This window comes from Nitrospirota bacterium, assembly GCA_016207905.1.
Taxonomy (GTDB): domain Bacteria; phylum Nitrospirota; class Thermodesulfovibrionia; order Thermodesulfovibrionales; family JdFR-86; genus JACQZC01.
The window spans coordinates 1-21,414 of record JACQZC010000046.1 but is presented as its reverse complement, the minus strand read 5'-3'; the positions used below and the strand labels follow the sequence as shown (position 1 = coordinate 21,414).

At 42.3% G+C, this 21,414-nt stretch carries 24 protein-coding genes; 12 read left to right on the top strand and 12 right to left on the bottom strand.

What is annotated here, in order from left to right; genetic code table 11:
• Positions 1-131: 131 nt before the first annotated feature.
• Positions 132-629: a hypothetical protein gene (locus tag HY805_05680; protein MBI4823703.1), complete on the bottom strand. Its 498-nt coding sequence runs from the start codon at positions 627-629 to the stop codon at positions 132-134.
• Between the two features lie 317 nt (positions 630-946).
• On the opposite strand from HY805_05680, the gene HY805_05675 reads away from it, so the two are divergent.
• On the top strand, positions 947-1,111 hold the full coding sequence (locus HY805_05675) for a rubredoxin (protein ID MBI4823702.1): 165 nt from the start codon (positions 947-949) through the stop codon (positions 1,109-1,111).
• A complete protein-coding gene (locus HY805_05670) occupies positions 1,108-1,611 on the top strand; it encodes a ferritin family protein (protein MBI4823701.1) in 504 nt (167 codons plus the stop codon). Before HY805_05675 ends, HY805_05670 begins: the two co-directional genes overlap by 4 nt.
• A 47-nt stretch (positions 1,612-1,658) precedes the next feature.
• Here the strand turns inward: HY805_05670 and HY805_05665 are convergent, their stop codons facing one another.
• The gene (locus HY805_05665) at positions 1,659-2,699 is read right to left on the bottom strand and encodes a cytochrome c3 family protein (GenBank protein MBI4823700.1); all 1,041 of its coding nucleotides are present in this window, start codon (positions 2,697-2,699) and stop codon (positions 1,659-1,661) included.
• Between the two features lie 81 nt (positions 2,700-2,780).
• Between HY805_05665 and HY805_05660 the strand changes: the two genes are divergently transcribed.
• The 7 genes from HY805_05660 (at position 2,781) to HY805_05630 (ending at position 10,350) form a co-directional block, all read left to right on the top strand.
• Complete coding sequence (locus tag HY805_05660; GenBank protein ID MBI4823699.1) at positions 2,781-3,704, top strand: metal-dependent hydrolase; 924 nt, start codon at positions 2,781-2,783, stop codon at positions 3,702-3,704.
• Between the two features lie 46 nt (positions 3,705-3,750).
• On the top strand, positions 3,751-5,415 hold the full coding sequence (gene tadA / locus HY805_05655) for a Flp pilus assembly complex ATPase component TadA (protein MBI4823698.1): 1,665 nt from the start codon (positions 3,751-3,753) through the stop codon (positions 5,413-5,415).
• Positions 5,412-6,341 (top strand): general secretion pathway protein GspK, encoded by a 930-nt coding sequence (locus HY805_05650; GenBank protein MBI4823697.1) that lies wholly within the window; start codon positions 5,412-5,414, stop codon positions 6,339-6,341. The genes tadA and HY805_05650 overlap by 4 nt, the downstream gene beginning before the upstream one ends.
• Positions 6,322-7,560: a PilN domain-containing protein gene (locus tag HY805_05645; protein MBI4823696.1), complete on the top strand. Its 1,239-nt coding sequence runs from the start codon at positions 6,322-6,324 to the stop codon at positions 7,558-7,560. The genes HY805_05650 and HY805_05645 overlap by 20 nt, the downstream gene beginning before the upstream one ends.
• Positions 7,557-8,090, top strand: coding sequence for a type 4a pilus biogenesis protein PilO (gene pilO / locus HY805_05640; protein MBI4823695.1), 534 nt, complete (start codon positions 7,557-7,559; stop codon positions 8,088-8,090). Before HY805_05645 ends, pilO begins: the two co-directional genes overlap by 4 nt.
• 77 nt (positions 8,091-8,167) lie before the next feature.
• Positions 8,168-8,590, top strand: coding sequence for a hypothetical protein (locus HY805_05635; GenBank protein ID MBI4823694.1), 423 nt, complete (start codon positions 8,168-8,170; stop codon positions 8,588-8,590).
• A 2-nt stretch (positions 8,591-8,592) separates the two neighbouring features.
• Positions 8,593-10,350 (top strand): hypothetical protein, encoded by a 1,758-nt coding sequence (locus tag HY805_05630; GenBank protein MBI4823693.1) that lies wholly within the window; start codon positions 8,593-8,595, stop codon positions 10,348-10,350.
• A 12-nt stretch (positions 10,351-10,362) separates the two neighbouring features.
• On the opposite strand, the gene HY805_05625 is transcribed toward HY805_05630, so the two are convergent.
• Complete coding sequence (locus HY805_05625) at positions 10,363-11,568, bottom strand: 6-phosphofructokinase (protein MBI4823692.1); 1,206 nt, start codon at positions 11,566-11,568, stop codon at positions 10,363-10,365.
• 587 nt (positions 11,569-12,155) lie between these two features.
• On the opposite strand from HY805_05625, the gene HY805_05620 reads away from it, so the two are divergent.
• The 3 genes from HY805_05620 (at position 12,156) to HY805_05610 (ending at position 13,351) form a co-directional block, all read left to right on the top strand.
• Positions 12,156-12,662 carry a hypothetical protein gene (locus tag HY805_05620; protein MBI4823691.1) on the top strand — a complete coding sequence of 169 codons (507 nt, stop codon included), beginning with the start codon at positions 12,156-12,158 and terminating at the stop codon, positions 12,660-12,662.
• A 102-nt stretch (positions 12,663-12,764) separates the two neighbouring features.
• On the top strand, positions 12,765-13,049 hold the full coding sequence (locus tag HY805_05615) for a type II toxin-antitoxin system RelE/ParE family toxin (GenBank protein ID MBI4823690.1): 285 nt from the start codon (positions 12,765-12,767) through the stop codon (positions 13,047-13,049).
• Between the two features lie 2 nt (positions 13,050-13,051).
• Positions 13,052-13,351, top strand: a complete 300-nt coding sequence (locus HY805_05610; GenBank protein MBI4823689.1) for a helix-turn-helix domain-containing protein — start codon at positions 13,052-13,054, stop codon at positions 13,349-13,351.
• Positions 13,352-13,369: 18 nt separating this feature from the next.
• Here the strand turns inward: HY805_05610 and HY805_05605 are convergent, their stop codons facing one another.
• The 9 genes from HY805_05605 to HY805_05565 all read right to left on the bottom strand — a co-directional run bounded on the left by HY805_05605 (position 13,370) and on the right by HY805_05565 (position 21,200).
• Positions 13,370-14,869 (bottom strand): MCE family protein, encoded by a 1,500-nt coding sequence (locus HY805_05605; protein MBI4823688.1) that lies wholly within the window; start codon positions 14,867-14,869, stop codon positions 13,370-13,372.
• The gene (locus tag HY805_05600; GenBank protein MBI4823687.1) at positions 14,866-15,624 is read right to left on the bottom strand and encodes an ABC transporter ATP-binding protein; all 759 of its coding nucleotides are present in this window, start codon (positions 15,622-15,624) and stop codon (positions 14,866-14,868) included. The genes HY805_05605 and HY805_05600 overlap by 4 nt, the downstream gene beginning before the upstream one ends.
• The gene (locus HY805_05595; protein MBI4823686.1) at positions 15,621-16,394 is read right to left on the bottom strand and encodes an ABC transporter permease; all 774 of its coding nucleotides are present in this window, start codon (positions 16,392-16,394) and stop codon (positions 15,621-15,623) included. The genes HY805_05600 and HY805_05595 overlap by 4 nt, the downstream gene beginning before the upstream one ends.
• A 1-nt stretch (position 16,395) precedes the next feature.
• A complete protein-coding gene (alr, locus tag HY805_05590) occupies positions 16,396-17,499 on the bottom strand; it encodes an alanine racemase (protein ID MBI4823685.1) in 1,104 nt (367 codons plus the stop codon).
• Complete coding sequence (tatA, locus tag HY805_05585; protein ID MBI4823684.1) at positions 17,492-17,737, bottom strand: twin-arginine translocase TatA/TatE family subunit; 246 nt, start codon at positions 17,735-17,737, stop codon at positions 17,492-17,494. Before tatA ends, alr begins: the two co-directional genes overlap by 8 nt.
• An 8-nt stretch (positions 17,738-17,745) precedes the next feature.
• Entirely contained in the window at positions 17,746-18,327 is a 582-nt protein-coding gene (locus HY805_05580) for a molybdenum cofactor guanylyltransferase (protein ID MBI4823683.1), read from the bottom strand.
• 54 nt (positions 18,328-18,381) lie between these two features.
• Positions 18,382-18,987: a DedA family protein gene (locus HY805_05575; protein MBI4823682.1), complete on the bottom strand. Its 606-nt coding sequence runs from the start codon at positions 18,985-18,987 to the stop codon at positions 18,382-18,384.
• Between the two features lie 260 nt (positions 18,988-19,247).
• Positions 19,248-19,616, bottom strand: coding sequence for a hypothetical protein (locus HY805_05570; protein ID MBI4823681.1), 369 nt, complete (start codon positions 19,614-19,616; stop codon positions 19,248-19,250).
• A 3-nt stretch (positions 19,617-19,619) separates the two neighbouring features.
• Positions 19,620-21,200 carry a DEAD/DEAH box helicase family protein gene (locus HY805_05565; GenBank protein ID MBI4823680.1) on the bottom strand — a complete coding sequence of 527 codons (1,581 nt, stop codon included), beginning with the start codon at positions 21,198-21,200 and terminating at the stop codon, positions 19,620-19,622.
• Between the last annotated feature and the right edge of the window lie 214 nt (positions 21,201-21,414).

Sequence of the window (21,414 nt, the reverse complement as noted above, 5' to 3'; positions counted from 1 at the left end):
AATACATAGAGGTCTTCTACAACAGGCAGAGAAAGCAGGCGAGGCTTGGGTATCTGTCCCCTGCCGCCTATGAAAAACAGTTCTATGAAAAAAGGCTTGCGGCATGAGCCAATTGGTGTCCACTATTGACATCACACCTCAATGAACTCTGGTGATCCGATTGGTTTCTTAAGCACCACTTGTTTTTGTTCGATGTGCCATGTGGCAAGAAATACAAGCTTCTGACTGCCAGCCTTTGATAAGACACGGATAATATCAAATCCCTGCGGTGGTTCAATACTCATGCAGTTAAGAACTGCTCTTGCATCGTTTGGATGGGCAAGAACCCATTGGCTTAGCGCAGTTATGTCTATTTTTTCAGCTTTCTCTACTGCTTCTAAATATTTTTTTATAACTATTGTAGCTTCCTCATCGTTCCACTGTTCCCCAAAAGCTTTTGCAAGTTTAGTTAATGAATCTTGATGATCAACTTTAAAAAGGGGCGAATCAATATGTGATTGGTAAAAGTCTAAAATGACAGCTTCAGCTTTTGGGCCAATTGCTGATATTGAATGGGCAGGACCTGGCAAGGTAGTGAATAATTCACCACCAGCATCTCTTGTTATTCCTTCTTTCTTGCGTTTTGTCATACTGCCTCCAAGTGTTATAGTCTTTATGATCTCATTGCGGATATTATACCAAAAATGAAAAGCACAAATGTAGAGGTAAATTCAGAAATTAAGGATGATTAAGAATTTTAATCAGATTTTGATCAGGGACACACCCTATATTCCTTTCCAAAATCAATAACCCCATTTTCCTTTAATCCTACCACAACCCCTCTTTTAGTTTAAAGGGCAAGGGGAGGGTAGCGATGCTGAAATAAATTCAGCATGACAGCTTTAGAGGAAAGGAATAATTTGACAGCCCTTGTTTTTCTTACTAAGATTTAGGCAGGAGGTTTTCTATGGATAAGTGGAAGTGCACTGTGTGCGGGTATGTATATGACCCTGAGGCAGGAGACCCTGATGGAGGAATCCCTCCAAACACCCCTTTCGAAGAACTGCCTTCTGACTGGACATGCCCTGTGTGCGGAGCACCTAAAGAGCAGTTTGAAAAGGAGGTTATATGACTAATGCAATAGAGATAGCAAAAAAAATGGAAAAAGATGCGATAGCCTTCTATAAAGAATCAGCTAAAAAGACATCTCATCCTGTTGGAAAAAAGATGTTCCTATCCATAATGGTGGATGAGAAAAGGCATCTAAGGATGCTCGGCAGTATTTTCAAGGAAGTTAAAATCAAGGCAAAAGAAGTGAGTCCCATGAAAAACATAAAGAGTATATTCGAGGAGATGAAGCATGAGCTTATAGAAAGGGTTGAGGCAACTACCGATGAGATGAATGCCCTTAAGATTGCCATGGGCATGGAGAAAAATGGAGTTGAGTTTTATAAAAAATCCCTAAAAGAGGCAAAGACCAAAAAGGAAAGGGCACTCTTTGAAAGACTCATAAAGGAAGAGGAACAGCATTACGCAGTGTTTGCAAATACATATTTCTTCATGTCTGACACAGGAAACTGGTTCATGTGGGAAGAACATAGCATTGTAGATGGCGGAACACCATGGGCGTAATTAAGAGTAGGGGGAATTTGCATTCCCCCTACAGGATCCCCTTGTGACTATTTACCGATGGTATGAGCCTTCTTTGCCTTTTTCCCTGCCCACTTCATGTCCTTAGAGCCATGACAGTTAAGACAGACGAAATCCAGTGTGAGGATTCCTGTTGCGGATTTTCCATCTTCGGTAAACATCATTGCCTTTGGGTCAAGACTGATTTTCCAGTTATGCGTTCTGACATCTGCCTGAAGCTTCGACTTTGCCTCTGCTGATTTTCCTACCTTTGGCATATGACAGTCTATGCACCTTATGCCTGCCTTCTGCATTGTGCTGTCTTTGAATTCAGCCTCCTGTTTGCTATGGCATTCTACACATGCCTTTCTTATTCCAAATCTTGCTGGCTTATGAGGGTCATGGCATATAACGCATTCAACCTTGTCTTTATGGGGGCTTGCAATGTATTCGTTATACTGCTCATGATGCTCGATGAAGCCTGCCTTTGCAGGGATTTTTTCCTTCTCTCCTCTTATGTGACACTTTCCGCAAGCAGAGGATGATTTGTCAACCTTTATCTTTGTCTTGTCTCCACCTGCTATATGCTCGCTACCAGTCCCGTGGCATTCCTCACAGTGAATCCCAGGTGCTGTCCATGTGCCAACAATGCCTTCAAGACCATCCTGATGTCCCTCAGGAGAGTAAGCAGTCATATGACAGGGCCCGCACTTATAAGGCGTCTTCTTTCCGGGGTTATAATCAACCCATTTGCCTGTCTTGATGTTCCACTGGGTTGGCATCGCCTTACCTTCTTTGTCACCTGTGATGATATAGCCCTGCTTGTCCATATACCTTGCCTTCCACCTGTGTCCGCCGATTACATAACTTATATCATCCCATGTGTAGCCTTTTGGCAAGGGTAGGGGCGCATACCTTGCATTAGAGGCAGTCCTTAGCTTATATGGATGTCCCGATGTCTTCCAGTCATTGTATTTGTCTGGATGACAGGTGAAACAAGCATCAGAGCCAGCATATTGGGCGGCAAAAGATGCTGTAGAAGAAAGCCCTACTACAATCAAGACTACTAACAAAAGCCTCGATATCTTCATTTTTTAAACCCTCCTTTTAGTAAAATTAAAATCTTTGTAATAAGCATAGCATACCTATAAAGGATTGCAAGAATTTTTTTTATGGAAAATGTTAATCTTTTAAGCACTATGGACCCCATTACACACGCCCTTACAGGAATAACAATTAAAAACTTAGGGTTTAAGAAAAAGTCCGCATTCGGTGTTTTGCTTTTTACCTCCATAGCACCTGACCTTGACTACATAAGCAGGCTCTGGGGAACGGACATATTTCTCAGATACCACAGGGGCATAACACATGGAATCCCTGCTATGATTGCCGTATCCATTCTGATTGCCCTAATCTTTGGGCTGAGGAAGGGATTCTTCTATTACTTTTTCCTTTCCCTTTTAGGGTATGGCACTCACATATTTCTTGACCTCACAAACCAGTATGGAACAAGGATTCTGATGCCTTTTGACGATATGCAATACTCATTTGACCTTACATTTATAATAGACCCATATATCTCAATCGGACTTCTCATAACTACGATTGCTTGCCGCATCAATAAGAAAAGGGCTCAGGCAGTTGCAGGCATAGCAATACTCCTCATCGGAGTCTACATCTTCGGAAGATATTATCTTCATGAAAAGACAGAGGATTTCCTTAGGACAAGGCTAAGTGACTCGGTGTGCAAGCTCTGTCCACTTCCAAATGATTTCCTGAGATGGTGGTTTGTGGCAAAGTCAAACGACGGGATTCAGGTAGGCTTTGCAGACCTGTTTACAAAAAGGATATGCATACAGGAGACATACCCATCTCAGGCAGATGAGCCTGCAATCGAGAGGTCTAAGGACGACAAGGTTGTAAGGAGCTTCCTTTATTTTGCAAAGTATCCTTATGCAGAGGTGAAAAAACAAAATGGTAAGACAGTAGTCACATGGAAGGAGCTTTCGTTTTCATTTATATATGGCGAGCACTTTGTGGCAAAGGTATTCATGGATGAGAATGGAAAGGTCTTAAGCTCATACTTTAAGTTTTAGCGGTAAACTTCGTGTATTATATTAAAAGAGATGCTATAATATTGATATGAAAAAGATAGGTCAGATTTTATTAGAGCATGGATATGTTAAAGAGGTCGATATTGAAAAAGCCATTGAGATACAGAAAGCCGAAGGAGGCAAAAGAAGACTCGGAGAGATATTAGTGGGGTTTTCCCTTAATGAGGAAAATCTCCTCGAGGCATTATCAGAGCAGTATGGTATTGCCATAGTGTCAGAAGGGGAATTCCCAAAGGCAATGCCAATCGAAAAGCTCTCTTTTAGTTTTCTCAGGGAAAATCTTATTTTCCCCTTGAGAATCTCGGATAACACCCTCCATATAGCCATAAGCGACCCGACAAAGACAGATGTAATTGACAGCCTCAGGGCGTCATTTGACTATAAGATAAAACTTTATCTTGCAACTCCTGCCTCTATCTCGAATCACATAGAGACACTTTTAGTATCCAGAGACGCAGTAATGCAGAGTGCCATCGAAGGCGTAGAGGGCATGTCCGAGGAGGCAGTGGAGGAGGTAAGCCACCTAAAAGACCTTGCTCAGGAAAAGGGCATAATACAGCTTGTCAACCTCCTTATAGACAACGCAGTAAAGGACAAGGCAAGCGATATTCATGTGGAGCCTGAAGAGACCGCAGTGAGAATCAGATATAGGGTTGACGGCATTCTGTATGATAAGGAGATGTTGCCTGTAAAGGTGCAGTCCGCACTTTCATCGAGGATAAAACTCTTGAGCCAGATGAACATTGCAGAGCGAAGACTGCCACAGGATGGAAGAATCAGAGGAAGATTCGGAGTCAAAGACATTGACATAAGGGTCTCTACCATACCAACCATATACGGCGAAAGCATAGTAATGAGGCTTCTTGACCGTGAGGCATCCTTCATAGGGCTTGAAGAATTGGGCTTTGACTCGATACTTTTTGAAAAATACGATGGGCTTATCAAAAAACCATATGGCATGATACTGATTACAGGTCCAACAGGCTCTGGAAAGACCACTACCCTTTACGCCTCGCTCGATAAAATAAACTCTCCGGAAAAAAAGATAATCACAATAGAAGAGCCTGTGGAATATCTCTTAAGGGGAATCAACCAGATTCAGGTAAGACCAAAGATAGGCTTTACATTCGCAAACGGATTGAGACACATAGTAAGGCAGGACCCGGATGTTATAATGGTTGGCGAGATAAGGGACACCGAGACTGCAAACATAGCGATTCATTCGGCACTTACAGGGCATCTTCTTTTCAGCACCCTTCATACAAACGATGCATCCTCTGCCATCACAAGGCTTGTGGATATGGGAGTAGAAAACTACCTTGTCTCGTCAACCCTCATTGGTGTTATGGCACAGAGGCTCGTAAGAAGAATATGCAGACACTGTAAAGAGGCTTATACGCCTTCGGAGGACTTAAAGACAGAGCTTGCAGTTGATATGAGCACTGCATGGAGAGGCAGGGGCTGTGAGATGTGTCTTGGCACAGGCTATAGGGGTAGAATTGCCATATTCGAAATCCTCCTTATAGATGACGATATAAGTGGGCTTATCACAAGCAAGGCAACATCCAGAGAGATAAAAGAAAAGGCAGTACTAAAGGGAATGAGAACCCTCAGAGAAGACGGCATCGAGAAGGTCAAAAGAGGCATTACCTCGGTGGATGAGGTCCTGAGGGTAACGCAGGTTGAGCTGTGAAGTCAGAGAAAGGCATTGCCCTCCTTATGACCCTATGGGTTTTAGTGCTTCTTCTGGTGATTGGCTTGAATCTTTTACTTTCAACAAGACACGGAAGTAAAAGCACAAGAAACTTCAAGGAGGAGACACTGTCGTATTACTCTGCGATATCTGCCTATGAAGAGGCTCTCGGCAGTTTGCTCTTGGACAAAGACCCTGCAGTTGACTTCATCGATGAAAACGGCACATTCTGGACAGACAAGGAAAGAGCTATATCAGGCAAAAAAACCTATGGCAATGTCCTCGTAGAGATAAAGGTCTCGGATGAGGAGGCAAGATTTAACATAAACACCATGAATGAAGACATGCTAAGAAAACTCTTTGCATATTCCCGCATTCCGGAGGAGGAGATTCAGGGGCTCATAGACTCCCTGTCTGATTGGAAAGACCCTGATGACCTGCACCATCTTTCAGGTGCTGAAGGAGATTACTACAAGACCCTGAAGACGCCATATGTGGCAAAAAACAGCTTCCTTGACACTCCTGATGAGATTCTGCTTATAAAAGGCTTTAAGCCCGAATATCTTTACGGCTCTGAAGAGACATCTGCCCTTTATCCCCTGATTACGACCCATAGCATGGCAGTCAATATAAACACTGCATCCAAAGAGACTCTCGGACTGACAGGGCTGAGCGATACGGATATCGAAAATATAATGAAGTTAAGAACAAAAGATGTAGGAGGTCTTAGAGTCATACCGGCAGTAACCCCAGGCATTGGACTTACAACTGCATCTTCGAACTTCAGGCTCGAAATAACTGCATCTATACCAGGCAGTAGTCAAACCGTAAAACTAACTGCAATAGTAAAAAGGTCTGTGGGCACCAAAGGTCCTGAGATGAAAACCATTTACTGGAAGGAAGGCATTGAAAGCAGTCGGACTTGATATAGGAGAGCACTATCTAAGGGTCTCTATCATAAGCACTACATTTGGGCTTAAAAAATCCCTTCGCTTAGAGGAGATGTCCCTTCCAGAGTCCACTGCCGAAAGGAACAACCTTATAAGGGAATCCCTTCTTAGATGGAAAAATGACTTCGGGATTAAAGGCGTTGTCATTGGTCTTGACCTCAGGGAATTCCTGCACAGCTTTGTCCAACTGCCTCCCCTTAAGTCTAAAGAAGACATAAGAAATGCACTTGCATTCGAGATAGAAAAATACTTGCCACTTCCACCCGAGGAATACATCTTCGATTTCCATACAATCGAGACAACAAAGGAAATCACAAAAAACCTTGTCCTTAGTATAAAAAAGGAACGGCTTGAGTGGATAGGAGAGTGTCTGAAAGATACAGGGCTAACGCTGATTGGCGTAAGATGCTCTTTTATAGAAGCCCTGAATGAGTTCATATCCACGGATAAAAAGAAGGGTGATGCAATCTTCCTTTATCCTGCAAGACATGCATTCCATATTGCAAGGCTAAAAGACCTCAATCTAAAGTCCGTAGAAGAAAAAGCCCTTATAGAGGAGCTTGAAGTCGCAAGGGGAGCTCCGATATACATGGCAGGTGCAGGTAGTATACCCCTTGAGGGCATTAATCTTAAGAGCCTTCCTTTTTCCATTCCAAATATAATTGCACTTTCTGCGTTTAAAAGAAGGACTATTGCCCTAAATTTCATGCCCGAGGAATTAGTCATTTCAAGGCAGGATTATTATCCTTATACCATAAGCCTTATCGGCATTTTTTCGGCACTGATATTCATAGCCACAACCATATCCGCCTACTATAAAGACCGCAGGGCATTAGATGAAGTAGAAAGCCGTATAAGCGAGATAAAAACCACTGCACGGGGGCTCGTTGAAGATAAAAAAGAGCTTGAGGAGATAGAAAAAAGAGAGGACTTCCTGCTCGATTTTCAGAGTAAGGCATTCACAGGCATCAGGGTGCTGAGGGAATTAACCATTGTCATGCCTGAAGGTGCATGGCTTACAGAGTTATCTGTAGAAGGCACAAAGGTAGAGATAAAGGGATTTGCAAAAAAGGCATCGGGCTTAATCGAGCCCATGGAGAAGTCAGCTCTATTCAAGAAAGTGGAGTTTTCCTCAGCCATTACCAAAAAAGACGATATGGAGCGATTTTCCCTTAAGATGGAGATTGAAGAGTGAGAAGGTCGGTAGCGGTAATAGGGGTCATTTCTGTTCTTGGTGCCATATATCTGTTTTTCATACATCCGCTTTCTGACAAGAGGCTGGAGCTTAAAGAAACCCTGAGTGACAAATACATGACACTGAAAAAATATGATACCCTTATAAAAGAAGGTGGGCTTTCAAAGGAGGAGCTTAAGAAAGTAGACAAAGAACTGAAGGAGATGGAAGAAAATATAATGCAGTTTTCCAATGAGTCCATAGCACTTTCAACACTTCATGGAAGGATTGAAGAGCGCGCAGAGAAAGCAGGCATAAAAATAAGCTCAGTAAGGATGAGGGCTTCAATCAAATATGAATTCTATGTCGGTGTTCCGATTGAGGTGGAGGCAATGGGCAATATAAAGGAAATCAGCAGTTTCCTCAAATCCATGGATTCGGGCAGGGAGTTCATAAAAATAGAAAGACTCGACATAACAAAGGCAGGACTAAGAGCGGAGGACGAGACCTTGAGGATAAAGGTGCAGATTACAGGTCTTACGAAGATATGATAAGACGCCGCGTTATAATAGGAATTTTACTTGTTATTATGCTAATCTTATTAAGAAATTTCTATCAGGAGGTAGTATTGTATAATCCGTTAGAGGAGATTGAAACTGCTGAAAAGGCACTAAAGGAAGGAGAGAAAAAGGCATTGCCCTATTATAAGCCTTCATGGGGGAAAGAGATACATGAGCGGAATGTATTCAGCCCCAAAAGGAGTGAAGTAGAGCCTCTGTCTCTTGTCCTTACCCCTAAAAATGCAAACATCGTATCTCTACTTCCGCCTGCGGAAAAGCCTTTGTTGAATTTAAAAGGAATAATAAGAAACGAGCACGGAGAGTATATTGCCCTGATAGAGAAAGGCACTGAAAAGGCAATACCGCTCAGAAAGGGCGATAGGATTGGAGATGTCCTTGTCGTTGAAATAAGGGAAAGGACTGTTGACTTGATGTGGAATGAGGAGAAAATAAGGTTGAGCATGGAAAAGGTCAAGACCATAAAGAGGTAATTATGTTAAAAAGGCTTTCGATAATTATAGCTGTCTCATTGGTCTTTTCATGTGCGCCTAAAAAAGAGGTAATCAAAGAGGAGGTCATCACTCCCGAGAAACTGATATTGCCTGAGCTCATCGTAAAACCAGAGCCGCCTAAAGAGAAAAAAGTCGAGCCTGTAAGGATAGAGGAGGAGAAAGAGGGAAAATATATAATACTGAATTTTGACGGGGCTGACATAGAGACAGTCATAGCCTCCTTCGGAGAGTTGCTCGAGATGAACTATATCCTTACACCAGGCATTACAGGAAAGGTAACGATTCAGTCATACAAAAAGTTTCCTCTAAAAGACCTTTCGAGGATATTCCAGACAATCCTTGAGATAAACGGTCTTACTGCTGTAAAAGACGGTGCCTTTTATAGAATCGTGCCAATAGATACGGCAAAGATGCAGCCCCTCGAGGTCGAAAAAGGAAAAGAAGTGGTCAAAAAGCTCGATGAGGGCTTTATCACACAGCTTATACCACTTGGATATGTAAAGGCAGGCGAGGCGGCAAACATCCTTAGAAATCTTGCCCCGAGAGGCACTGACATTATTGTTTATGAGCCTGCCAACCTTCTGATAGTGACTGCACTTCCTCATACCCTCGTAAAGTTCATGAAGATTATAGAGGCAGTGGATATATCGGATGTAGAAGGCGAATCCGTAAAGACATTCGTTTATTATGTTGAAAACGGAGAGGCTAAAAAACTTGCTGATATTCTAAAGACACTGTACGAGGGAAAGAAAGGCGTTATAATGCCTACGCCTGTGCCTCAAACACCACGACCCGGCACTATAGCACCTGCCTCTGTAACACAAATTACAGAGGGTCTGCCAGGAGCAATAGGGGATATTACAATCACTGCATATGAGGACATAAACGCCCTCATCGTTCAGTGCACCCCAAGAAGCTATCTTGCACTCCTTGAGATATTAAAGAGAATAGATATATCGGTCAAACAGGTTCTCATAGAGGTTATGATTGCAGAGGTGAGCCTTTCTGATGAAACTAAATTCGGGCTTGAATGGCTCCTGACAACGAAATCAGGGGATAAGGTAGGCTTTAACATTGGCGCTGCAACTTCAACCCCTACTGATAGATTTGCAGCTGTAGTCTCTGGAAGTATTGATACCACGGTGTTCAATTATGTCTTAGGTGCGCTTTCTACGACTTCAAAATTCAATGTCATTGCAAGCCCGCATATACTTACAGTGGACAACAAGGAAGCAAAGATACAAATCGGTGATGAGATACCTATAGCAACTGGCACCTCAACTGTAACCGGAGGACAGACCACAACTGTGCAGTATAAAACTATTGGAACAATCCTGACTGTAAAACCCCATATAACCGAAAAAGACCGTGTTACACTCGATGTAACTCAGGAAATTAGTCAACTCGGAGACCTTGTTCCGATCGCAGGAGTGAATTATCAAGGTATTAAGACGACAACTGCAAAAACCACTGCTGTTGTCCAAAGCGGACACACACTCCTATTAGGCGGACTGATAAGGGAATTAAAACAGCAGGGACGCTCAGGCATCCCATGGCTCAGCAAGATACCCATCTTAGGCTATTTGTTTTCAACAACAACCGACACCTCAAGGAAGACCGAACTCCTCCTGCTGGTAACCCCTTATGTCATAAGCAATCAGGAAGAGGCAGATTCCCTTACAAAGGAATTTCAGAGCAAGATAAAGACCATCCAGAAAAAACTCGAAGAAGACGACTGAAGACCCCACTTTCTAAAGATGTCTCTGGATAATGCCTTTTACCTCAATACATTCAGGGCTAAATGTCTCAGGCTTTCTTCCAAAACATATACCCATTGCCTCATAAAGGGCAACCTCATTCATGTCAACCGTCCTTTGTTTTATTACATCTGAGGTTGGCATGTATTGTATCTCTGTTCCAGAGACCCTGACAACCGTATTTCCGCTTATGCCCTTTGTAAGCAGTATTACAGCCGCAGAGCCTGCTTGTTTTCCAAAATTAACATCAAAGGCTGAAGTCTGTCCTGACCTCACAAGGTGCCCTGGGACAACCTCCCTGATTTCAGGGGCTTCATACACACCCGGGGCAAACATGCCTGTGTCTTTCATAAACTCCTTTATCTCAGGGTCTTTTTTAAGCCTTTCCTCAAGCTCCCTTCTTACATACTTGCCTGCACCTGAAAGCTTTGCATGTCCGAATGCATCAACTCCTGCTGACTTGTCTGCAATTGCCTCGCCTTGAGCATCCTTCATGCCTTCGGCTGCAACAATAATATATGTGCCTGCCCTGACATCACTACCCCTAACCCTTAACATATAAAGCCTTTTCATGTGCTCATACACAATGTCGAAGTCAACAGGTATCTCAGGGATGAGGATGCAGTCAGCCTCTGCTCCAATTCCACCTCTCAATGCAGTATGGCCTGCATATCTACCGAATACCTCTATGACCATGATGCGGTTATGGCTTAAGCCGGTTGTCTTGATGTCCCTTGTGAATAAGGCAATTCTGTTGATGGCAGAGTCTCCGCCAACGCTGTATGACTGAAGGTCTAAGTCCATGGTTTTTGGGACATGGATGCAGGGGATTCCCTCAGCTGAAAGGTCAACCATAACAGAGCCTGTGTCATCGCCTCCGCTTATCACAAGGCCTCCTATATTGAACTTTTCGAGCCCCTTCTTTATCCTTTCGTATTTCTGTGGGTCATCTATCTTTTTAATCTTCACTCTCGAATGACCTGCCTCACTGCCTGCAACACCAGCCTCCATCTGCTCGACCCTCTTTTGTGTCAGCACAACCACGGAGTCCATGTCAATGAGGTTATAAAGCCCTGCATAGCCGTTAGGGATGATAACGGTCTCCATGCCTATATGAGATGCCATTTGTGAGGCACCCTTAATAACTGCATTAAGGCCTCCACAGTCGCCACCACTCGTGATAATTCCAATTCTTCTTATACTCATAGAAACCTCCTCAGCCTTCTGTCATCCTGCTCTATTATAAAAGCAACTAATGTCAGGGTCAATGGTAATTTGATTCTCGCTCATCACGCCTCCCATGTGCTTTAGTTAAGAGGGGAGGGGGGGTATCTTCATAACCCATTGATTTTTAAAGATTCTGCCTTCATTATAGTTCCGTTTAGTTCCGTTTTGGTTCCGGATTATACCGTATTCCTGCTTAAGTATCTCATTTGCAACCCTCTGCTCTTTCAATGTCCGTCTCTTTCTGCGTCCTGAGCCTGTCAAAGGGTCTATAAACTATAGTTAGATAATAACACTACAAAAGTTATTTGTCAAGTAAAAAATGAACTATGGTTTTAACCCGCCCTTCCTCCCTTTTAAGGTGTAGGGGGCAAAGCCCCCTGCAACCCCTATTGCTCTACTGCTCTGCTGATCTACTGCTCTATTTTATTCTTGACAGAAAAACAATGCCTGATTAAGATAAAGGGCAGAGGAGTCGTTCCCGAAGGTTTGGGGTCGTAGGACAACGGAAGGAAGGGACAACGCTGTTTTAAAAGAGGAACACTCCATAAAAATAAGGAACAATGAGAAGTTTAGTTATCCTGTTCTTCTTAATAAGTCTGAATAATGCACCTGCCTATGACTGGCACACAACGCCAGATAAATGGACAGGCCCAAGAATTTTTCATTCTGAATTTTATAATAATTATGAAAGTCGTATTCAAATCTCACATACCAATATAGATGAGAAAATATTAAGAGAAAAGGAAAGGAATTATTCTCCTAATGGAGCTTATTGGTTTGTTGTTTACTCGCCAGACATCATGGAGCCTGGCCCTTGGTCAACAGAAATAAGAGTTTTTAACGAACGTGACTATATTATTAAAATAGAATTGATCGATCATGCGGCAACATATACGACAACAATTAAATGGATTAACGAAAAGTTAATTTATATTGAATTATGGTGGGGAAGAGTCCTTGGAACATATTTTATATTTGATGTCGAAAAGGAAAAGGTAGTTATTAGAGAAATGGTCCACGATGGAGGTATTGCCTTTCAGCAGTGGCAGCAAAACAAACAGAGATGATTTGTTGGGGTCAACCAAATCGTGCTCCTCTCTGAAAAATCCTCTCAAGTATAAAAATGCCCCTTGACATAAATGACCAATTAACTTATCATTTTATTAATCATGGATGTTTTATATAAATCAGCATTCAGGAGATTTGTTAAAAAGCAGTCCAGACCTCTTCAGCTTGTTATTGAGGATGAAACAGAGAAGATAAAAAGGGCACCTGAAGTCGGTGAGGCAAAGAAAGGAGACTTGACAGGACTCTGTGTTCATAAATTTAAATTCAAGAAGCAGGAATACTTGATGGCATACAGGGTAAAAAGCGATTACCTGATTATGTATATGGTAGATACACATGAGAATTTCTACCGCAATCTTAAGCGGTATATAAGGGAGGTTGAATAACCATGACAACAGCAGAAAGGGTTTATAAAGAGATAATAGAAATGCCTGTAAAGGAGAGGGAGAAGCTCTTTGCAGTAATAGCAAGGCATGGCTTTGACAAAGACCTCTACACCCATGATGAGGTCTTTGGCGATATAAGACAGTCTCCTTTTACCATTAAGGAGGCTTCAGAGTATCTTGAAGTTGCAGAGGTAACTGTTAGAAGATGGGTAAAGAGATGTAGCTTGAAATCAAAGAGACTTGGCAGAAACATCGTATTTGATATTGATGTTCTTAAGGAGTTTAAAAGGAAAACAGGTTAGTCATAGGTGAGAGGCTTTTTATTGTCCGGGTATTTTAGGCACTGTGCCAAAGATGTATTTGAAGTCCTCGTCCTCGAACCTTATGCCTGCCCCTGCATATACGCCACGGCGCTTTTCGTTTAAGAGGTTGTCTATACCTCCTGAGATAAAGACATGCTTGAAGAGGAAATAGTCAGCGCCAACTTTTACATGAGGACCTTTTGCCTTATATTCGTCCTCTCCAAAATCCCAAGCATCTGAAGTGAGCTTCAGTTTGTCTTTCAATAGGAAGTGGTCTGCACCAGCTCCAAAGGTGTTTTCCGTAATCCCTATTCTAAGGACTGTATTTTTGAACCTTTTAGCAAACTGGGCTGTAAACTCAAGCCCTGCCTTTAGCTTTTCTTCTCTGACAGTAGTTCCGTTTGTGGTGGTTTCCGTAACCGAGATACTTCCAGCAGGGTCTCCAACTACGCCAAGTATATAATACTTGTTTGGTCTCGGCTGAAGCGTCACATAGAAGTACCCTTTCTCCTCATGCAGGCGCGAGAGATATTCTGCCTGAAATGTAATGAATGTCCTGAACCTGTCTATTGCCGCTACGGTTTTCTCTACGCCTGTGATTGCATTCGTCAGGGAGTTATAGAGTTTTTCGTCCTTGAGGAGCTTGCCTAAGGTTCCCTCTCCTTTTTCGATTGCAGATGTTATATTCTGAAGGGAGTTCATGGTGGAAGCGGTCTTATTGCTTATGTCTTTTAGGGAAGGCCTGTTCTCCTCAAGCAGTGTCTTGAGGTCTTTTGCGGCTTTATTTAGGTTTTCTATAAGCTCAGGTCCTTTATTTTTCAATTCCCCTGTAAACTCATTCAGGCTTGCTATGGTGTTTGTCATTGGAGACCTGTTTGTCTTTATAAGGTCATCGAGGGAGGCAGTGATAGAGTCAACCCTCGAGAGGATAGAGGTGAATTTCTGGTTATTGTCCTCGATGGTTTCTTTCAGGGTTTTTGTTATATCACGGAGATTGGCAGTTGTCTCTTTCAGAGACTCTCTGAAGTCTTCATCTCCGAGGGTATTGTTGATTGAAGAGGCAAGGTTTTGTATGCCTTTTGATGCCTCTGAAAGGCTTGTCATAAGCTCGTCAACCTCAACCATTTCTTTGACATCTTCAATGGTATCTCCGTCTTTAAGTATAGGCTCCTCGATTCCGGGTGAGATGGAGAGGTATTTATCTCCTAACATTCCTGTTAACTTTATAGAGGCAGAGGCATCGGAGTAAATCTTAACCGAGGGATTTACCCTGAGGGTCAGTCTTGCCCTGCCATCTATGAGCTCGATTTTCTCGATAGCACCTGCGTCTATGCCTGCAATCCTGAAGTCTGTTTTCTCATCGAGCCCTGAGATGTTTTTAAAATGAACATATATGATATATCCCTCTTTTTTTCTCCATTGAAAATCCGTTACTTTAAATGTCATGAATGCTAAGACTATAAAGACAGTTAGTGTAAAGATTCCAACTATGAGCTCTGTCTTGATAGAGCCTTTCAATGCGTTACCCCTTCGATTTTTATTGGACCTACTGCGCTTCCCATTATAAACTGCTTGACAACTGGATTCTGGGAATGTTTAATCTCAGCAGGCGTGCCTGTCTCTACGATTTTCCCCTCGTAGAGCATGGCAATTCTGTCTGCTATCTTATATGCAGACATCATGTCGTGGGTGATAGAGATGGATGTAATCCTGAGCGTTTCCCTCATCTTAACGATGAGGTCATTGATGGCATCTGCCATTATGGGGTCAAGTCCTGTGGTTGGCTCGTCATAAAGAAGTATTTCAGGCTCATGGGCAATTGCCCTTGCAAGTCCAACCCGTTTTTTCATCCCTCCCGAAAGCTCAGAAGGCATAAGGTCCTCAACGCCTGTTAGCCCAACCAGCTTAAGTTTCTCTATGGCAGTTTCCTTTACCTTTTTCTCGCTGAAGGTTTTATTCCTGAGGAGAGAAAACCCCACATTCTCCCAGACCCTCATGGAGTCAAACAATGCGGCTCCCTGAAATAGCATTCCGAATTTTTTCCTGATAGTGTAAAGCTCATTTTCCCTTAGAGTGGTTATATTTACGCCGTTTATTAAAATATCTCCCATGTCAGGCTTGAGTATTCCGATTATATGCTTGATGAGGACGCTTTTGCCTGAGCCGCTTCCTCCGATTACAACCATGCTTTCGCCTTCCTTTACCTTAAGGTCAACGCCCCTAAGGACATGTTTGCCGTTAAATGATTTATGCAGGTTTATAACCTCAATCATTTATATAACCATGCCGCAAGAAAATAATTCGATATAAGTATTGTCATAAAGGAAATCACGACCGCACCTGTTGTTGCCTTTCCAACTCCCTCTGCGCCTCCTGTGGTATAAAACCCCTTGTAACAGCTTATGAGGGTAATACTGGCGCCAAAGAAAGCCGCCTTTATGATCCCGTTATAAATATCCTCTGTCTCAAGGTAATCCCATGTCTTTTTCCAATAGACCGTGGAGCTTGCACCATAAAGCCCAACTGTAATCAGATAGCCTCCGATTATGCCTATTATATCTGCAAGCACAGTGAGTGCAGGCATCATTATGACTCCTGAGATAAACCGCGGCACTACGAGATATTTTACGGGGTTTGTGGCTAATGTCTCCAGTGCATCAATCTGCTCTGTAACCCTCATTGTGCCAAGCTCTGCTGCCATAGAGGCACCTGCCCTGCCTGTGACTATAAGCCCTGTAATCACAGGTCCCATCTCCCTTGTCATGGAAAGTGCAACCACTGTGCCGACAAATGCCTCTGCACCGAATCTCTTAAATCCTGTGTATGTCTGAAGGGCAAGCACCATGCCTGTGAAGACTGCAGTTATCAAGACCACAGGCAGGGATTTCACACCTATCTCAAGCATCTGTTTAAGGGTGTTTTTTATCTCATAAGGCGGAATTACCATCTGTTTAAGGGTAAAGCATAAAAGGAGAAGGATGTTTCCTGTTTCCTCTAAGAACCTTATGGAGAGTCTTCCTATAGAGCTTATGAAGTTCAGCATCTCATCTCACATAAATCTTTTCGGCCCTGCCTGAGAGAGATGTGAGAATCTCATAGGGAATCGTCCCTGCCTTTTCTGCAAGCTCCCATGCAGAAATAGTAATCTTACCTTCTGAGCCTAAGAGTATTGCCTTGTCTCCTTCCCTAACACCCCTTATATCGGTGACATCCACTACTATAAGGTCCATGCAAACCCTGCCAATAACAGAAGCTAATTTGCCTTTCAGTATAACATAGCCTTTATTTGACAGTGCCCTTGGATAGCCATCTGCATAACCCACTGACAGAACCCCTGCGAGGGTCTTTCGAGTCGTTATAAATGTTCTTCCATAGCTTACAGGCTGACCTTTCTTAAGCTCTCTTAAGGCTAAGACCGTTGTGAAGACCGTGTGTGGGGCTTTAAGGTGGATGCCTTTCATGCCTTCCATATGCCCTTTAAACGGAGAACAGCCATAAAGCATAAGTCCGGGTCTTACTGCATCTAAGTGCGAGTCCCTGAGATTCACTGTAGCTGCACTGTTTGCCATATGACAAAGAGGTCTGAGACCCTTTTTATTGAAGCAGGTTTTTACCTCAAGAAATTTATTTAACTGCATTTGGGCATACCCTATGTCTGAGAGGTCTGCCTCTGAGAAATGGCTCATAAGCCCTGTGATATTAATATTGCTGAATTGCACTACCTTAAGGGCATCTTTTTCAGATGTAAATCCCATCCTTCCCATGCCTGTGTCAACCTTTATATGGACATCTATAGTGCATTCTCTTTTTCCTGCCTCTTTCGAGAATGCCTTGAGTGTCCGAAGGTCGTGTATTACAGGTATAAGGTTATAGCTAAAGAAGCTCTTTATATCGGAGCAGTCAAAAAGCACGAGTATTGGTATCCTGATGCCTGCCTCTCTAAGCCTTTGGGCTTCTCCTATGAATGCAGTGGCAAGTGAGTGCACACCTTGTTTTTCAAAGACCCTCGATACTTCCACTCCGCCATGGCCATAGGCATCTGCCTTAACAACCGCAATTACAGGCAGTCCTTTTGTAACCCTTTTTACCTCTTTGAGGTTATGGGCAATAGCTTGGAGGTCTATCTCTGATAGAGCGCCTCTATTCACCCTTTTGCTTCTCTTGTTTTTCTTCTTCCTTTTCTTTTTCTTTTTCTTTTTCTTCTTTTTTCTCTACAGGCTTTTTAGGTGTGACATCTATCTCTTCGGGCTCTGACATGCCTTTCTTAAAAGACCTTATTGCTTGACCTATGCCTTTTCCAATCTCAGGCAGTCGGGATGCGCCAAAAAGCAAAAGGACTATAATGAGGATTATGATAAGCTCCGTAGTGCCAATTCCTCCAAATATTGGGAATATCATCTCAAAACCTCCTCTCTTAATTGTTTTAAGTCATCTTCTGTGTTTATATTAACAAAAGACCTTCCTTTTTGGTCTATTGCCCTTATCTCTGAGTCATTTATATACCTGACATTAATCTCCCCCAACATATCTCGAAGAGATGTCCGTCCTTTTTCAATCCTTTTTTTCATGACACCGATGATGTTTTTTGTATAGACCGCCATAAGAGGCTCAGGCCTTCCGTTAAAAACAGGTATAGTGGCATCCTTAGCCCTGTTTTGTAATATATGCCTTATAAGGTCTGGTTTTATAAAGGGCATATCACATGCAATTACAAAAATCTCATCCTCGCCTGTGCTTAAAAGTGTAGATAATATCCCTGACATAGGCCCTTTTCCTTTTCCTATAATGTCCCCTATCATAGGCAATCCTAAGTAAAAATAAAGCTCTGGTGTGTTTGTGCTTATGACGACCCTGTCAAAGATGCCTCTGAGAAGCTCAATCTGAGATTCGATTGTCCTTTTACCATCAACCTCGATAAAGCCCTTGATAACAGGGATTCTCCTGTTTTCACCACCTGAAAGTATCAAAGCAGTCATGCCTTAGTTTATTAGAAAAACTCTTATATTACAAGTGAATTTTTCAACAGGCATTCAGGGCTTTAGATACCTTTTTTTAAGGTAGACATAAGCAATCACTGTAACGGCAGAGGCAATGACGAGGAGGATTGTAACCTGAGTGAGGTATTTATTTATAAGTTGCTGGTTTTTGCCAATCATATAGCCTAATCCAAGTAGCACTGCCACCCAGAGCCCTGCTCCAATGGAAGTGTAGGTTGTGAATTTGATATGGTTCATCCTGCCAAGCCCGGCTGGAAACGATATGAGGTGTCTGACAACAGGGATAAGTCTTCCGATGAATATCGTAATCTCGCCATGATTCTGAAAGTATTTATCCACTTTAAGGAACTTCTCTTTGGATACTCCGACATATTTACCGTATCTGAGGATAAAGGGTCTTCCGAGCCATAGGGCAAGAAAGTAATTCAGATATGAGCCTGCAATGCTTCCACTGACACCTGCAATGAGGCTTACAAAGAAGTCCATCTTTCCCTGCTCCACAAGATACCCTGCAGGTATCATCACTGCTTCGGAGGGTATTGGCACAAAGGTGCTTTCAAGTGCCATCATGATAAAGACACCGGGATAACCGAGTGTGCCTACTGCCTCTACGAGCCATCCGAGAAAGTCGTGAAACATAACCAATATGATACCATTTTTTTATGAAACCCCTTATACACTTCCTGTCCTGCCAAAATGCTCATTTCCTAATTACAGGGACAAACTCCGCAGGAATGCCATCTGTCCTGAATAAGTTTGTCTGAGGAGGGGGGATTCAACTAATCAGATAGAGAAGGCAGATTTGAGATAAATGTATGTGTTTAGATTTTCTTTTCAGAGGGATTCAGCGAGGGAAATAGAACTGTTGCCTTTTTTCTTTTTTGTCTGATAACTTCACATTATACCTTTCCATAAAATGCCTGACTTCCCTTTGTAACTAATTTATACTTCCATCCTCGTGCTTTGCAAAAATCTTCTGCCGTCTGCCCCTTTAATTTGGTTGAAAGCCATAAAAGCAATGGTAGTCCCTTTGTCTCATGGATTTCTTTACTGCCATCTTTATATTCAATCATAAAATCAGGCAAATAATGTCTCGTAAAACTTAAAAATTTATAAGGTATTTTAATTCCATGCCTTTTGGTCCAGCTTTTAACCGCAGGGTTTCTTTCCAGTTCAACCATATATTCACGCTCAAGTGTTGAATCATATTCCTCTTGTCCATAAGGGCTTCTTTTAAGATTTGTCAGAGTTCCTTTTTTAGAAACCATAAATCATTTTCTCAAAAAAATTCCTTCTATCAATTCTGGCCTTAAAAATACATCCCGCACCTGCTCAATCATTGCCCAAAGAATACGCAATTGCCTCTCATTATTTGATTCTTCAAGGTCATTCCCTAATAAAAGACGATTTTTAACATGTTCACGAATAATCTTCACTAAAACAACCTGTCTGTCATCTGGATTGCGGTCGTATTCAAGGAGTGCATCACGGGCAATTAAATGAATCTGCCGTATTAATTGCCTTTTTAACTCTTCTATCGCCCAATGCTCAGTCTTGGTAATTCTGGATATTTTCTCAACTTCAATCTCAGGCACATTTTTATCAAAGGTAGTAAACCCAGCGTCAAGATTGAGGCTCTTAATCTGTTCAACCTCCTCGGTAATATTCATCTTGTAAAAATCATATTTATATTCATTCAAGAACTTCTGCCATTCATAAATAGGCTCAACAACCTCAGGAGGTTCAGGCGTCGGTGGCAAGGAAGAGATATCAAGCTTTTTTTCTGCTTCTTCAAGTGTCGTTTCGCCTTCATCAACAGCTTCTAATTGTTTTTGTTCAGGAATTTTTTCTATGTCAATAATAACCCCTGCAGGGTCTAATGCGTCAGGGTATTCGGTTGCCTTCAACATGTCCCAAAGCCATTTATGTTTTAGTATTGGATGGTCAACAACATATAGACGTTCCCATTCATCCGGGTTCTGGCTCATCCTTCTCAAGCCTCTTCCAATTACCTGAGGACCATAAACAGAAAAAATTTGTCCGCCTACTTCCTTGAAACTGAATTTTCTAAAAAGAAGGATAACCGAGATATTGCGCACATCCCATCCCTCACGAAGCATAAGAACTGATACTACGGCATCATATTCTGTCTGAGGGTTTTTGTTTAAGTCTCGTGCTGCCTCCTTTAATTCATCATCGGATTCATTTGTAACCAGAAGAACTTTTTTAATCCCGTAAGGTTCGCCTACCCGGATTATTTCATTGTGGATACGCTCAGCATCAGCAATGGAAATCGCCACTACAAATAGCAAGGGTTTAAATTTAGGTGGGGTTGACATCCTCTGATGTTTTAACAATTCCAGAGCAATCGCTATCTGCTGACGCATTGGATTGGTGCTTGTAATATAGCGGGTTGCCCTGATTTTTCTTCTTTCAATCTCCTCCCATGGCACTTCTTCTGCTGAGATAGTTTTCCCTGTCTCTAAGTCCTCATAGGTCAATTGAACCTTCTTCACATCAGGATGAAATATTATAGGCCTTTTGATGATTTTATCTCTCATTGCTTCAGCAATAGGATAGACAAGAATCATTTTGCTATCTGGATGTTTGCCATCAAGGCGGTCAGGCGTTGCAGTTGTATCAAGACGGAAAAATCTTTTAGGTTTAAGCTTATTGATTAAATCATCATATTGTTCTGCTTTGGTATTATGTGCCTCGTCATTAAAGATGCATAGAGACTCTACATTATCTCTCAATACCTTCCAGTTATCTGTCCTCTCATAAATTTGATGGATGTTGCCTAAGATGATTGTCCCTGCCCTTACCCCGGCAGGACTCTCTGATGGCTTCATTATATGCAGAGAAATTCTGCCCTTTAAATGCTCATAAGAATTAGAAAAAAATGGAAATGTATCATAAATATAAGTCCTACATTCAATCTCGAAGTGCAACAGATGCGACTTCAAGGGGCGTCTTGTAGCCCAGACATTTTCTGGGCCTTGTGTTAATTAATGATGCTACCATTGCCACCTGCTCATTGGTTATTTTACCGAAGTCCGTGCCTTT